Source organism: Halobacillus sp. K22 (genome assembly GCF_052246795.1).
Classification (GTDB): Bacteria; Bacillota; Bacilli; order Bacillales; family Halobacillaceae; genus Halobacillus.
The window spans coordinates 128,743-141,217 of sequence record NZ_JBQQCN010000001.1 but is presented as its reverse complement, the minus strand read 5'-3'; the positions used below and the strand labels follow the sequence as shown (position 1 = coordinate 141,217).

16 protein-coding genes are annotated in these 12,475 nt (G+C 38.5%); 8 read left to right on the top strand and 8 right to left on the bottom strand.

The features are described 5' to 3' along the window. Window positions 1-61: 61 nt before the first annotated feature. The 6 genes from ACTWPM_RS00720 to ACTWPM_RS00695 all read left to right on the top strand — a co-directional run bounded on the left by ACTWPM_RS00720 (window position 62) and on the right by ACTWPM_RS00695 (window position 6,507). Window positions 62-1,516 carry a spore germination protein gene (locus ACTWPM_RS00720; protein WP_443131150.1) on the top strand — a complete coding sequence of 485 codons (1,455 nt, stop codon included), beginning with the start codon at window positions 62-64 and terminating at the stop codon, window positions 1,514-1,516. A gap of 65 nt (window positions 1,517-1,581) precedes the next feature. Next, a complete protein-coding gene (locus ACTWPM_RS00715; RefSeq protein ID WP_443131149.1) occupies window positions 1,582-1,797 on the top strand; it encodes a YqgQ family protein in 216 nt (71 codons plus the stop codon). After that, a complete protein-coding gene (locus ACTWPM_RS00710) occupies window positions 1,798-2,754 on the top strand; it encodes an ROK family glucokinase (protein WP_443131148.1) in 957 nt (318 codons plus the stop codon). A gap of 280 nt (window positions 2,755-3,034) precedes the next feature. After that, a complete protein-coding gene (locus ACTWPM_RS00705) occupies window positions 3,035-4,918 on the top strand; it encodes an LTA synthase family protein (protein ID WP_443131147.1) in 1,884 nt (627 codons plus the stop codon). 120 nt (window positions 4,919-5,038) lie between these two features. Beyond that, the gene (locus ACTWPM_RS00700) at window positions 5,039-5,725 is read left to right on the top strand and encodes an ABC transporter ATP-binding protein (RefSeq protein ID WP_443131146.1); all 687 of its coding nucleotides are present in this window, start codon (window positions 5,039-5,041) and stop codon (window positions 5,723-5,725) included. Window positions 5,726-5,739: 14 nt separating this feature from the next. Next, window positions 5,740-6,507 (top strand): ABC transporter permease, encoded by a 768-nt coding sequence (locus ACTWPM_RS00695; RefSeq protein WP_443131145.1) that lies wholly within the window; start codon window positions 5,740-5,742, stop codon window positions 6,505-6,507. 90 nt (window positions 6,508-6,597) lie between these two features. Here ACTWPM_RS00695 and ACTWPM_RS00690 read toward each other — a convergent pair whose 3' ends face one another. Next, window positions 6,598-6,762: a DUF2759 family protein gene (locus ACTWPM_RS00690; protein ID WP_065814012.1), complete on the bottom strand. Its 165-nt coding sequence runs from the start codon at window positions 6,760-6,762 to the stop codon at window positions 6,598-6,600. Window positions 6,763-6,924: 162 nt separating this feature from the next. On the opposite strand from ACTWPM_RS00690, the gene ACTWPM_RS00685 reads away from it, so the two are divergent. Beyond that, the gene (locus ACTWPM_RS00685; RefSeq protein WP_443131144.1) at window positions 6,925-7,548 is read left to right on the top strand and encodes an MBL fold metallo-hydrolase; all 624 of its coding nucleotides are present in this window, start codon (window positions 6,925-6,927) and stop codon (window positions 7,546-7,548) included. A 46-nt stretch (window positions 7,549-7,594) separates the two neighbouring features. Here ACTWPM_RS00685 and ACTWPM_RS00680 read toward each other — a convergent pair whose 3' ends face one another. Beyond that, window positions 7,595-7,840, bottom strand: coding sequence for a DUF2626 domain-containing protein (locus tag ACTWPM_RS00680; protein ID WP_443131143.1), 246 nt, complete (start codon window positions 7,838-7,840; stop codon window positions 7,595-7,597). 251 nt (window positions 7,841-8,091) lie between these two features. Between ACTWPM_RS00680 and ACTWPM_RS00675 the strand changes: the two genes are divergently transcribed. Beyond that, complete coding sequence (locus ACTWPM_RS00675) at window positions 8,092-8,475, top strand: Spx/MgsR family RNA polymerase-binding regulatory protein (protein WP_443131142.1); 384 nt, start codon at window positions 8,092-8,094, stop codon at window positions 8,473-8,475. A 444-nt stretch (window positions 8,476-8,919) separates the two neighbouring features. On the opposite strand, the gene comGF is transcribed toward ACTWPM_RS00675, so the two are convergent. The 6 genes from comGF to comGA are packed head-to-tail and all read right to left on the bottom strand — an operon-like array spanning window position 8,920 to window position 12,419. Beyond that, window positions 8,920-9,336 (bottom strand): competence type IV pilus minor pilin ComGF, encoded by a 417-nt coding sequence (comGF, locus tag ACTWPM_RS00670; RefSeq protein ID WP_443131141.1) that lies wholly within the window; start codon window positions 9,334-9,336, stop codon window positions 8,920-8,922. Continuing rightward, window positions 9,320-9,652, bottom strand: a complete 333-nt coding sequence (locus ACTWPM_RS00665; RefSeq protein WP_443131140.1) for a hypothetical protein — start codon at window positions 9,650-9,652, stop codon at window positions 9,320-9,322. The genes comGF and ACTWPM_RS00665 overlap by 17 nt, the downstream gene beginning before the upstream one ends. After that, window positions 9,639-10,115 (bottom strand): competence type IV pilus minor pilin ComGD, encoded by a 477-nt coding sequence (gene comGD, locus ACTWPM_RS00660; protein WP_443131139.1) that lies wholly within the window; start codon window positions 10,113-10,115, stop codon window positions 9,639-9,641. The genes ACTWPM_RS00665 and comGD overlap by 14 nt, the downstream gene beginning before the upstream one ends. Beyond that, a complete protein-coding gene (gene comGC / locus ACTWPM_RS00655; protein ID WP_443131138.1) occupies window positions 10,081-10,383 on the bottom strand; it encodes a competence type IV pilus major pilin ComGC in 303 nt (100 codons plus the stop codon). The genes comGD and comGC overlap by 35 nt, the downstream gene beginning before the upstream one ends. Window positions 10,384-10,401: 18 nt before the next feature. Continuing rightward, window positions 10,402-11,442 (bottom strand): type II secretion system F family protein, encoded by a 1,041-nt coding sequence (locus tag ACTWPM_RS00650; RefSeq protein WP_443131319.1) that lies wholly within the window; start codon window positions 11,440-11,442, stop codon window positions 10,402-10,404. Further along, window positions 11,424-12,419 (bottom strand): competence type IV pilus ATPase ComGA, encoded by a 996-nt coding sequence (gene comGA, locus ACTWPM_RS00645; protein ID WP_443131137.1) that lies wholly within the window; start codon window positions 12,417-12,419, stop codon window positions 11,424-11,426. Before comGA ends, ACTWPM_RS00650 begins: the two co-directional genes overlap by 19 nt. Window positions 12,420-12,475: the final 56 nt, after the last annotated feature.

Sequence of the window (12,475 nt, the reverse complement as noted above, 5' to 3'; positions counted from 1 at the left end):
GAGTATGTTTTCTTGAATTTAACAAAAGCTAACTTCTATGAGGAATGGAAGAGGGTGCGATATGGAAGATAAGCAATTTTTATTTGAGGATTATGAAAAAAATGTAGCCTACCTCCGCGATCGTCTTGGGGTGGAAGAAAGTTTTGATATGATTCATTTAGATCTTGTTTATGCAGGGAGAGGCATGTCTTTATTTATGGTTGATGGCTTTGTTAAAGACGATATCCTTCATTATTTAATGAAGCTTCTTTCAAGACTGGATCCTGACCAATTAGATCCTGATCCCTTAACTAAGCTGCTGGAGACTCACCTTCCCTATATTGAGTTAGATAAGGAAAAAGATCTAAATAAAGCAGCGGACACGGTTTTAGCTGGACCGACGGCCTTAGTGGTTGAAGGTATGGAAGAAATCGTAATGATTGATGCGCGGACTTATCCTGTGCGCGGTCCACAAGAACCTGATTTAGAAAGGGTAGTAAGAGGTTCAAGAGATGGGTTCGTGGAAACGATTGTGTTTAATACCGCGCTTACTAGAAGGCGGATTAGAGATCGGTCTCTTCGTATGGAATATACTCAAATAGGACGCAGGTCACAAACAGATGTCTGTTTATGTTACTTAAAAGATATTGCGGATCCTGAACGTATTGAACATTTGCAGAGAGTGCTTGGGGAAATAGATACAGATGCGCTGCCAATGGCAGAAAAAACTATTGAGGAATTCATAAGCGGTCAGCATTGGAATCCTTATCCTGTTATCCGTTATACCGAGAGGCCTGACACTGCAGCAGCACATCTGTATGAAGGACATATCCTTATCATAATAGATGGTTCTCCTAGTGTTATGATCACGCCGGCAACTTTCTGGCACCACTTGCAGCACGCAGAAGAGTATCGTCAGAAACCGCTCGTAGGTGCCTACTTACGCTGGATAAGATTCATTGCGTTTATCTCTTCAATTTTCATTCTGCCACTTTACTTTTTGTTTTCCATGCAGCCTGACCTTCTGCCGGAAAATTTATCATTCATTGGACCGACTGATTCAGGAGTAGTACCACTGCTCCTTCAATTCTTAATTGCTGAAATAGGAATTGATATGTTGAGGATGGCCGCTATTCATACGCCCTCTTCATTAGCTACAGCACTTGGACTTGTGGCAGCTATTTTGATTGGGCAAGTAGCAGTGGAGGTGGGCCTTTTCTCTAGTGAAGTGGTATTGTACTTATCTCTAGCAGCAATAGGTACCTTTGCAACCCCAAGTTATGAGATTGGACTCGCTGATCGATTATCAAGGCTTGCTTTATTACTGCTTACAGGTTTCTTAGGAGTAAAAGGATATGTTATAGGAATTACATTTTGGCTTATTTATCTATCGCATATGCAGACATTTAAAACGCCTTATTTATGGCCGTTTCTTCCTTTTTCCTGGAAACCATTCCGAGATGTGCTCTTCCGTTCTCCAATACCATTAAAGAATAGAAGACCCGCTTTCTTACATCCAAAAGACCCTGACCGATAAATAGGTCAGGGTTTTACGTTTTCAATCTACGCTGCTATTGATATAATGAATTAGGTGATAAAAATATGAAAACGATTTATGATATTCAACAGCATTTAAAAAAGTTCGGTACTTTTATTTACGTTGGCGATCGACTGGCTGATTTAGAACTGATGGAGGATGAAGTAAAGGAACTTTATCGCTCCCAGTGTATGGAGAAAGAAGACTTTCAAATGGCTCTTTTATTATTAAGAGGAGAAATAGCTAAGGAAAAAGATCGTCTGCAAGGGGAGGAAAATTAAATGGAGAAGAATATTTTTCTTGCCGCTGATATTGGCGGTACTACGGTAAAGCTCGCCGTGATTAAACATAATGGGGAAATCGTAAGAAAGTGGGAAATTGAAACCAACAGAGAGAATGGAGGAGAGGGTATAGCTGAGGATATTCATCAAGCCTTCAAGAGTTCTTTAGAAGAGTTACATATTGACAAGAAGCAAGTGGCTGGTATTGGTGCCGGAGCCCCTGGTTTTGTGGATCCAAATAGTGGTTTTATCCATGAGGCGGTAAATATTGGTTGGAAGAATTATGATTTTGGAGCAATATTAAGTGAATTGACCGGGTTTCCTGTATGGGTAGATAATGATGCCAATCTTGCCGCTCTGGGAGAAAAGTGGCTGGGAGCTGGTGAAGGAGCCGAAGAATTAATTGCTGTAACTTTAGGTACAGGTGTAGGGGGCGGAATTATAGCCAATGGTGAGATTTTAAACGGAGTTAATGGTACTGCCGGTGAAATTGGGCATATTACCGTAGTACCTGAAGGAGGGGCTCCTTGTAATTGCGGTAAAACTGGCTGCCTGGAAACGCTGGCTTCAGCCACAGGTATTGTAAGATTAGCGAAGGAAGCTATCCAAAGCGCTCCTGCCAGCACTTTACAAAACATCCCTTCGGATCAGCTGACAGCAAAAGATGTATTTGAAGCAGCCGAGCAGGGTGATGAAGCGGCAGTAACAGTAATTGAAAAGGTTACAGACCTGCTGGGAATCACAATCGCTAATCTTGCAATTGCGATAAATCCTGAAAAGATTATTATTGGCGGTGGTGTTTCGCAGGCTGGCAGCCAATTGATGGATCCTCTAAAAGCAGCTTATAAAAAATACGCTTTGCCAAGAACGTTTGAAGCTACAAGCTTTGATGTAGCTAAGTTAGGAAATGATGCCGGGGTAATTGGAGGGGCTTTTCTAGTTAAAGCTAATCAGTAAAAGGTGGAGCTTAGCCAGCTCCACCTTTATTATTCTATATTTACCTACACTTTATTACCATTTAATGGATAATGTCAAGTGCATTACCTGCGCTTAACAATCAGCTAACAAATATTAAAAAACCTACTTTTTTTGAAACTTTTGTGATAGAATTTTCGTCATATACAAGGAAACTGTTTAATAAAACAGTATAAGTGGAAATTGTAAAGGAAGCTAGATGATCTGGTTAAATAAAAGTAAAAATATTGACCAGATGGGTGTATTTTGAGGAGGAACCAACATGCAAATGAATAAGTTTCGCATGCCTTTATTTATAATAGCTACGATTTTATTTGGAATAAAGACATATTTAGTGTACCGGTTTATGTTCGACTTATCCATTGAAAATCCATTACAGGAATTCATCTTGCTGATTAATCCAATCGCAAGTGCCTACCTCATTTTCGCAATTAGCGTTTGGCTCACTCCTGCAAGACAGATGAAGTATTTACGATGGACCTCTCTTATTGGATCCCTCATCCTGTTTATTAATTTAATTTTTTATCGGAATTTTACTGATTTTATTACCATTCCAGTTCTTTTTCAAGGGAATAATGCTGCAGACCTAACCGGAAGCTTTATAACACTCCTGCATTTGCAGGATATCCTTCTGTTTTTGGATGTTGCAATTATTTGGTATTTAAGTAAAAGGAAGTTTGACTTATCTATTAGTTTACCTCATTCTGGTAAAATTGCTGCTACAGCTGTTACTTTCCTGCTGCTAGCTGGTAACGTGGTACTTGCTGAAATGGAGCGGCCTATGCTTTTTGTGCGCGCTTTTGATAGAGAATACCTTGTTAAGAATATTGGTGTGTACAACTACCATTTATACGATGCTTCCATGCAGACTAAAACGAAAGCCCAGCGTGTACTTGCAGACGGAAGTGAAATCAGCGAAATCGAATCGTATTTGGACAGTAACTCTCCGGATGGCAATAACAAGGATGTGCCATTATACGGAATTGCAGAAGATAAAAATGTGATTTTTGTCAGCATTGAATCTTTTCAGAACTTCTTATTTGATTCTGAAATAAATGGTACAGAAGCCACCCCTTTCCTTAACGACCTAAAAGAAAGTAAAGATACTATCTGGTTTAAGAATTTTTATCACCAGACAGCTCAAGGGAAAACCTCGGATTCAGAGTTTATCGTAGAGAACTCTTTATATCCGCTGGGGAGGGGAGCCGTCTATTTCACTCATGCTCAGAATGAGTACCATTCCCTGCCGGAAATCTTAAATAGCGAAAACTACGAAACATCTGTTTTTCACTCAAATAACAAGAGTTTCTGGAATAGAGATGTCATGTACGACAATCTTGGTTACGATCAATTTTATGGTGAACAATCCTTTGAAGTTACACCAGAAAATTCGTTTGGCTGGGGACTTGAGGACAAGGCTTTTTTTAACCAGTCCATTAAGTACTTGAAAGAACAGAAGGAGCCTTTCTACAGTAAGTTTATAACATTAACCCACCATTTTCCTTTTGAATTGCCAGAAGAAAAAGCGAATATTGATCAGTACGATTCTGGTTCTAAGACGCTGAATCATTATTTTCAGACAGCACGCTATACGGATGAAGCATTACAGTCATTTTTCCAGGAGTTAAAGGCTTCAGGTATTTATGAAGATTCAATCATTGTGTTAATGGGGGATCACTACGGAATTAGTGAATTCCACAATAAAGCAATTGGAGAGTTTCTAGGAAAAGAAATTAACGCCTATGAGCATACTCAACTTCAACGTGTACCTTTTATGATTCATATCCCAGGATATGAAAATGGGGAAGTACGAGAAGAAGTGGTTGGACAAATTGACGTAAAACCAACTCTGCTGCATTTACTAGGAATAAATAATGAAGAAGATCTTACCTTTGGAGACAATATGTTTGCAGATAAAGGGAAGGACTTCATTGCTATGAGAGATGGAAGCTTTGTCAGTGAGAAATATGTCTTTGCAGATGGAACTTGTTTCGATCGTCAGAGCGGCGCACCGTTAGAGGAAGAGAATGAAGAACAGTGTACTCCTATTAAAGAAAAGGTTGATCAGGAACTACAGTATTCAGACAATATTATCTACGGTGATTTGTTCCGGTTCTATGATTTTGGGCCGAATGAAGATCAATAATAGTAAATCTAAAAGCCGTCATGAATCTTTTCATGACGGCTTTTAATATTTATTTACATATTTTTTGTGCTCCCAGGGTAAGGATACAAACATGATCAATAATTAAAGAGAGGTAATTTTATGTTTCGTTTTGAGAATGTCAGTCAAGATCCACTAAATAATCTTACATTTACGATTGAAAAAAATGAGAAAGTCATCCTTTTTGGCCCATCAGGCGCGGGTAAGAGTACTTTATTATATTTATTTAACCGTTTAAGTGAGCCCGATAGTGGGACCATTTATTTTAATGAAAAACCAATAACAGAATATCCAGTTACGGAACTCAGAAAAAATGTAGGTCTGGTCCTACAGGCTCCCCATCTTTTTCCGGGGACAGTATTAGATAATATTAAGTATGGCCCTACGTTGTTCGGGGAGTGGGAAGACAAGCATGCGGAGACTCTTCTGGATTACGTACAGCTTCCATCATCTTATCTTCATAAAGATGTAAGCCATTTGTCCGGTGGTGAAGAGCAGCGCGTATCATTGGCACGCACGCTTGCTAATTCACCTGAAGTTCTGCTGCTCGATGAGCCTACGAGTGCACTTGATTATAAAACCGCTGAGGAAATTGAAGAGGTGTTGGAAGAATTAATTAAGGAACATGACTTGACGATGGTAATGGTCACTCATAATTTGAATCAGGCCCGAAGACTGGGCGACAGAGGTCTATTTATTATGGATGGAGTTCTTCAGGAGGATGGAGCAATTCCTGAAATGTTCGACCACCCCGAAAACGAAAAACTGCTTAAATTTATTGAAGGATAGAGGATGTGAACGCTTTGGCGCCAGAAGTATCAAATCAGTCTTTATTGTTTCTTATCATTTTTGTAATTGTCCCTTTAACTCTGTCTTATTTCTACCAATTAGGACTGGGTAAAAATGTATTATGGTCTGCATTCAGGGGCACTGTCCAGTTATTTGCAATTGGATACATATTAACATATTTATTTGATCTCCCTGCTAATATAGGGATTCCTTTAATGGTAGGAATTATGATTATTATTGCTACCTTTCACGCGAGACAAAAAGGAAAAGAGCTACCCTTTGTACTACCTGTCATTTTTTTAAGTCTTTTATTAGTAGAGGCCAGCGTTCTTACAATGTGGTTGGTCTTTGACATGATACAATTCAGACCCTCAGAAGTTATTCCTATGAGCGGAATGGTAATTGGAAACAGTATGGTGGCCATGGGCCTTGCCTTAGAAAGAATGAAAAGTGAGTTTAGAGATAATAATGGGAAGCTACTCGCTGCGCTTTCGCTGGGAGCAGAACCTAAACAAGCTTCTCATTTAATTGTACAAAGAACGCTGCATGCTGCGCTGATTCCAAACGTGGACCGTTTAAAAACCATTGGCCTGGTACAGCTTCCAGGAATGATGACTGGTTTGATACTTGGAGGTGTTGAACCAGTAATGGCTATTAAATACCAGTTGGTTATATCTTTAAGTATTTTTTCTTCAGTATCTATAAGTGCTATGTTTGTAACTCTGGCTATGTACAGGTATTTCTTTAACAAAAGTAAACAGCTTATAGAGCCTGGAGACTAGTTGAATGATGATGCTTATACAGAATGTACAAGGAATGTAAACCATAAAAAAAGTGTGATACCCGTTTGAGTATCACACTTTTTTAATTCATTAACTAAAAAGATTGGAGTAAATTGTCATTACTGAGAACCAACCGAACATTAATGCTGATGCACCAGCAAATAAGACGGCGAAGAAGTTTTTAGTTTTCAATTCACGGAACACCGCAATTACACATAAAATTGCAACGAGTAAAAGAAGAATAGCTGTGACCAAAATCAGCACCCCCTAAATCCCTTTTCTTTATTATCATCCCCATAACAAGGATGTTATACTGTATGTAGCTTAGTTCAATCCTTATTCATTTTATAATATAAAAATGAAATTGTCGAGTTATCTATTCGTATTTTATTAAATTTAGTGAGAGGTGTCTACACATTGTTAAATATTTCTCGGTTGCCATTGGGCCCAATGGCTACAAACGCTTACATTGTCCATCAGAATAAAGAAGCTCTAGTCGTGGATCCAGGGGGAGATTTTCCAAAATTAGAAGCTTTTTTAAAGGAAAAAGAGTTAAAGGTTATAGGGGTGTTGTTAACTCATGCCCACTTCGATCACATAGGTGTCGTAGACGCAGTAAGGGAAGCTTACGATGTTCCTGTTTATTTGAACAAAGCAGAAAGTGACTGGCTGAGCGATCCATCAAAAAACGGTTCTGGCTTTTTTCAAATGGGAGAAATTACAGCCCGGCCAGCAGATTATCCGCTTGAAAGCGGTCAGATGGAAATAGGGCCTTTTTCTTTTGAAGTCCGCCACACTCCTGGTCATTCTCCTGGAAGTGTATCTTTCGTATTTAGAAAACAGCGCTTTACGATAGCAGGAGATACTTTATTCCAAAGAGGTATGGGAAGAACGGATCTACCAGGAGGAGATCGAGAACAATTGCTGGATAGTATTCAAAATCAATTATTCAGTTTAAGGAATGACATGCGTATTTATCCGGGGCATGGAATGCCTACTACGATCGAAGAGGAAAGGAAAGAAAACCCTTTTTTCACTTAGAAAAAGAATAAAAAAATCCTGTTATCCACCGGATAACAGGATTTTTTTAGTGTCCTCCAAAACCTGGCACTAAAATAAATGAAGAATAATAAGTAAAACCGATCATGAAAACTGTCAGGTATGAGAAAAATATGTAAACATACATACGTTCAGACAGTTTAAGGTAACCCACAGTAAGGAAAAAAGCCGTTTGGGCAAGGGATAATAAGGAAGCCTCCATCATATCGCCTGCATAAAACATGACAGCAAAAATACCTGTCCAAAAGGCTAGCACTCTAAACATACGATCCATGCTTTTCCCCCTCCTTTTCCTTCGATAAACTATCATTAATATTATAAACGACCAAATCTTAATTGTAAATAAATCGCTTAGCATTCTTTTTACATTATATGCATAAGCAGACTCCCTATACATTACCCCTAAATGGGATAAGGAAAAACTTTCAATTGAAAATTATGAAAAGTACGTTTAAAATATTGTACAAAGGTTATACAATAACTGTACAACTGAATACATTAAATATTTTATGAGGAGCGGTGTAAATGGAAGAGTTAAGGTTTTACAGCTACCCAAGCTGCACATCTTGTCGTCGTACCAAGTCTTGGTTGAAAAGTCAGGGAATTGATTTCAATGAGCAGCATTTGTTTAGGGAGACCCCGACAGTAGAAGATCTAAGGAAAATCTTATCTTTAACCACTTATGGAATAGACGAAATTCTTGCTAAACGCAGTAAAGAGTTTAAATCTCTGGATATGGATGTAGAGGATCTTTCCTTAAACGAGTTTATTGACTTAGTAATTGAAAAACCAAAACTCTTAAGACGTCCAATTCTGACTGATGGAGAAAGATTAGTTGTCGGATATGATGTGGAAGGGTTACGGGGCATTACAAATCAGAAACTTGAATACGCGGCAAGTATTTCATAAATTACGGTATGAAAGAGGAACCCGATATGGCCAACTTCGATTAAATAATCATCGCAAACCATGATCTGTGGGAATGCGATGATTTTTTATTAATTCGTCGTCTTAATTAATTTATAATAAGTGTGTATGGATTTTGTGTTTGCAGAGTAGTATGTTATTTCCCATCTGCAATGAACGATGTCATCACTTTCTCTATTACAGTTGGCCTGAGCTTTTCCGTTAGGCGTATTTAAACTGAAAAAAGGGATTTCTTCTGGGGAGGTTTCTTTCCAGCGCATAATTAAACTTTGCTGGGCGGTTTCCAGTAAATTCTGTCTAACAATATAAGAAGTGTAGGTATTGTTAAATAAGACGTGGTTCTGGTAGTGCTGCACAGAGCTTATAGTGAGAAAAATGAGGATAAATCCTATCCCAGCTACCCATGGGAAAATGATTCCCTGTTGATTAAGGAACGGCTCTATGAATATTTTTCTGATAAACACCCCCGCCTTCCATATGAACCTCAACCATTATAGAGTGGTTGTGAGTGGTTATGTGAATGCCCTCTACATTTTGCAATAAAACTTCATGGCCAGAAAGGTCTACTCTCCTTCTTATAAGGTTCTGATATTGTTCAATAATGATCTTACGGTTTATAGCATCTTTAATTAAGATGGTGTTAGAAATCACTTCTACTTCACGACTTCTGTTTACTTCTTCCTGTAAAAAAGAAAACAGTTGCTGGACAGATAATTCCTCATAGTAATCCTTATTAGACATCATACGAAATAACGGAAAAGAAAGAGAAAGTATCATGGAAATAATGACGAGGCTGATCAAAGTTTCCAGTAAGGTAAAACCCCTGTTATGGACCTTTGCCATATAAACATACTTCCTTTATTTGCTCTGAGTGCGTTTTCCACGTAACGCAGCCTTCAATAAGACCTTTTTTTTCTTCAAATTGAATCATGAAACGAGAATCTTGAGAGACTGGGTGTACACTTGGTAAATTTGTACTGTTATAGGAAAGGGCGTGCAGTTCATCATGAAGATAGGATATGGCCTTTCTTTCAGTAGCCAGATCTTCTTGCAGTAAACGTATGTGGCTTAGGGAAGGGAGGAGAAAGATGATAAGACAAAGAAGCAGACTAAGTGCTGTAAACGTTTCAACTAAAGTAAATCCATTAGAGTTCTTCAATAGTTAACCTGCTTGCTCCGAAAGGGAAAACGATCTTGAAGATGGTTTGAGGCGTATGAATTTTCATAGTACCCGGTTTTGTAACCACTCCATTTTCATTAAATCGGACAGTGGATTCAAGGGAAAGAAGTTGCATTCTCCAATTTTCAGGGAGCGATCGTCGAAAAATGGTCGTATTATTTTTTTGATCATACAACAGATATTCATTCGAATTTGGTCGAAAAAACAACTTATAATAGAGATGGTCCTGCATGGTAAGTTGTTGAGTCAATAATACATCATCTTTCAGTTGTGATATGAAGTGAGAGGATTGAATGTGATGAAACGTGCGATTATGGAGAGGAACAATACTTATAAGGAGAATGGACCAGAAGACAAGAACAATTAGAACTTCACTGATTGTATATCCTTTAGAAAGACCTGAGTCTTCAAGGAGCAGAGACTTCACCGGAAGTTGAATCATATCCGAGCACGCCTCCATCAGGGCAGGTGGTTTGTTTTAAATATTGACCGTCAACTAGGTCAGATAGTTCTTCAGGATAGTTTCCATCGTTTTCTATAGAATAAGCTTCAGCTTGAGCCTGAGCCGTAATTACAAGGGCTTCACAGCCTTTATCTCTTATTGTCCCGTTGTTTTTAGTTAAGTTTGGTATCGTGATTATCATCAGTACAGATATAACGAGCAGTACAATCAGCATCTCAATTAATGTAAAACCTTTTTCGTTTTTCATAAGTTATCACTCCCGGGTTTATATTTGATCCATCCACTGGTAGAGTGGAAGCATTATAGAAGCATAGATACAGACCACAATAACTGCAATAATAATAAAGAACAGAGGCTGAATCATTTGCATCCATTTGAGCATCTTTTCTTGTACATACTCTATAAAAAATTCAGAAAGCATCTCTAGTTCATGATTTAGCGCTTCTATATCGCTTGTTTGGTGAAATAAATTGGTTAGTTCACTTTTTAGCAGGGAACAGCTGTGTACCGATTGCCCCAGAGTTTTACCTTCGGCAAGCTGTAGAATGATTTTTTCGCTGTAGAACGACAACAATTCATATCGGTGGTGGCTACTCATGATTTCAAGTGATTGTTTTAATGGGAGACCGGCTTTAAATAGGGAATTTAGATGAGTAGTAAAAAGAAAAGAAGTCATAAAGGAATGGTAAATTTTTAGAAGGGGGACTTTTTCGTACAACTCAATACGCGTATTTAGGGAAAGTCTGGGGAGAATTAATTTCATAATCATAAGTACAACTAGCAAAGCTCCTGATAAAATCACAATTCCATTGATAAAGTAATCTAATGCCATCATAAACCAGAGGGAAGAAGAATCTTCTCCTTGAAAAAGGAGTAGAAAATTAGGGAGAATTGTATGTTTTAGAATACTAAAAGCAGCAATTAAAAACAGTAAAAGAAACAGAGGGTAGCGCAGAACTTGAAATAATTTGTGCGAGTACTCTTTTTTCATTTTTAGAAGCTCTTCACATTGTTTAAACATAGCTGGAAGATCTTGATGTACTCTTCCAAAATACAGAAAATTAGTTACCAGTGGTGAGAAGTGAACATGAAGGAAAGCGTTATCGATGGTTTCTCCTTTAGATAAGTGGATGTTAAGTTCATCTGACAATGGCCTCAATGAGGGATCCCATCCTGTCATCTTTAAGGCTTCCAATAAGGGATAACCCTTGTGAAGAATGTGGCTTAAGCGGTGGAAAAATAGAATTTGAATAGCAACAGGGAGTTTAGATTTTCTTTGGGTTAAGTTTACGAATAATTTAAGAATCCAAGGGCATAAGCCTTCCTCCTTAAGTGAGCAAACGATTGAAAACGATTTTGAGTGGATGGAGAAATATCCCTAATAGAAGAGCTTAAAAGGCTGCCATCCAGCAATTCTAAGATAGCGGCTCGTCTAGGCAGCATCCCCTCTCCGTGGATAGGTACAAGTTGCTGTGCGGCAATGGCAATTAAGGTCTGCTCTAAGTCTGCCTGAGGGATATTCATTTCTCTTAAGCGACGAAGAGTTCCATAGGCATCCTTTGCATGAATAGTACTTATAACCAGATGTCCGCTCAATGCAGCTCGAAATGCGAAGTGAGCAGTATCACGGTCTCTGATTTCTCCTACCATAAGCAGGTCTGGATCATGACGAAGAGCTGCTTTTAAACCAGTATCGTAGGTTATACCTGCCTTTTCGTTCACTTGGACTTGGATAATGTTGTTTAAATTCTTTTCAATTGGATCTTCAAGGGTTATGGCTTGAAACGAACTGCGGTTCATTAAAGCTTGCAAAAGAGCATATAGAGTAGTGGTTTTTCCACTTCCTGTCGGCCCTGTAAACAGGATCATACCACTTGAATGGTTTAGCCAGTGTTCAATTCTTTTAAGCTGGGATGGAAAAAGGAAAAGCTGCTCTAAGGGAGTGTGGTCCATAGGTGTGAGAATGCGGATGGCAAGACTTTCTGTTCCTGTAATAGGAAGAGTGGAGAGGCGGAGGTCAAAGATAGAGTGTTCACTTCGGTGTTGAAGGGTGCCATTTTGAGGGCGCTTAATTTCACCGATATCCATTCCGGAGGTAAACTTAAAATAGGCCAGAAGTTTTTGATAGAGTGGTAAGGGGAGGGTAGAATGAGAAATTCTTTTACCATGAATCCTGAAATAAATACTGGCGTTTTCAGCAAAGGGAGTAAAATGGATATCTGAAGCTGTTTGCTGAATCGCTGAGATTAGTAAATCCCGAGCGTAATTTGCTATTGATTGCAAAGGAGCTATCACCTCGTTTCAATAATTTTTCACAAAGGTTTATATTCTACATAATT

What these genes read in the sequence shown, in the direction of transcription:
- ACTWPM_RS00720 (WP_443131150.1), top strand. Translation starts at nt 62, where the DNA reads ATGGAAGATAAGCAATTTTTATTTGAGGATTATGAAAAAAATGTAGCC.
- ACTWPM_RS00715 (WP_443131149.1), top strand. Translation starts at nt 1,582, where the DNA reads ATGAAAACGATTTATGATATTCAACAGCATTTAAAAAAGTTCGGTACT.
- ACTWPM_RS00675 (WP_443131142.1), top strand. Translation starts at nt 8,092, where the DNA reads ATGGAAGAGTTAAGGTTTTACAGCTACCCAAGCTGCACATCTTGTCGT.
- ACTWPM_RS00680 (WP_443131143.1), bottom strand. Translation starts at nt 7,840, where the DNA reads ATGGATCGTATGTTTAGAGTGCTAGCCTTTTGGACAGGTATTTTTGCT.
- comGD (WP_443131139.1), bottom strand. Translation starts at nt 10,115, where the DNA reads ATGATTCAACTTCCGGTGAAGTCTCTGCTCCTTGAAGACTCAGGTCTT.
- ACTWPM_RS00705 (WP_443131147.1), top strand. Translation starts at nt 3,035, where the DNA reads ATGCAAATGAATAAGTTTCGCATGCCTTTATTTATAATAGCTACGATT.
- comGF (WP_443131141.1), bottom strand. Translation starts at nt 9,336, where the DNA reads ATGGCAAAGGTCCATAACAGGGGTTTTACCTTACTGGAAACTTTGATC.
- comGC (WP_443131138.1), bottom strand. Translation starts at nt 10,383, where the DNA reads ATGAAAAACGAAAAAGGTTTTACATTAATTGAGATGCTGATTGTACTG.
- ACTWPM_RS00700 (WP_443131146.1), top strand. Translation starts at nt 5,039, where the DNA reads ATGTTTCGTTTTGAGAATGTCAGTCAAGATCCACTAAATAATCTTACA.
- ACTWPM_RS00710 (WP_443131148.1), top strand. Translation starts at nt 1,798, where the DNA reads ATGGAGAAGAATATTTTTCTTGCCGCTGATATTGGCGGTACTACGGTA.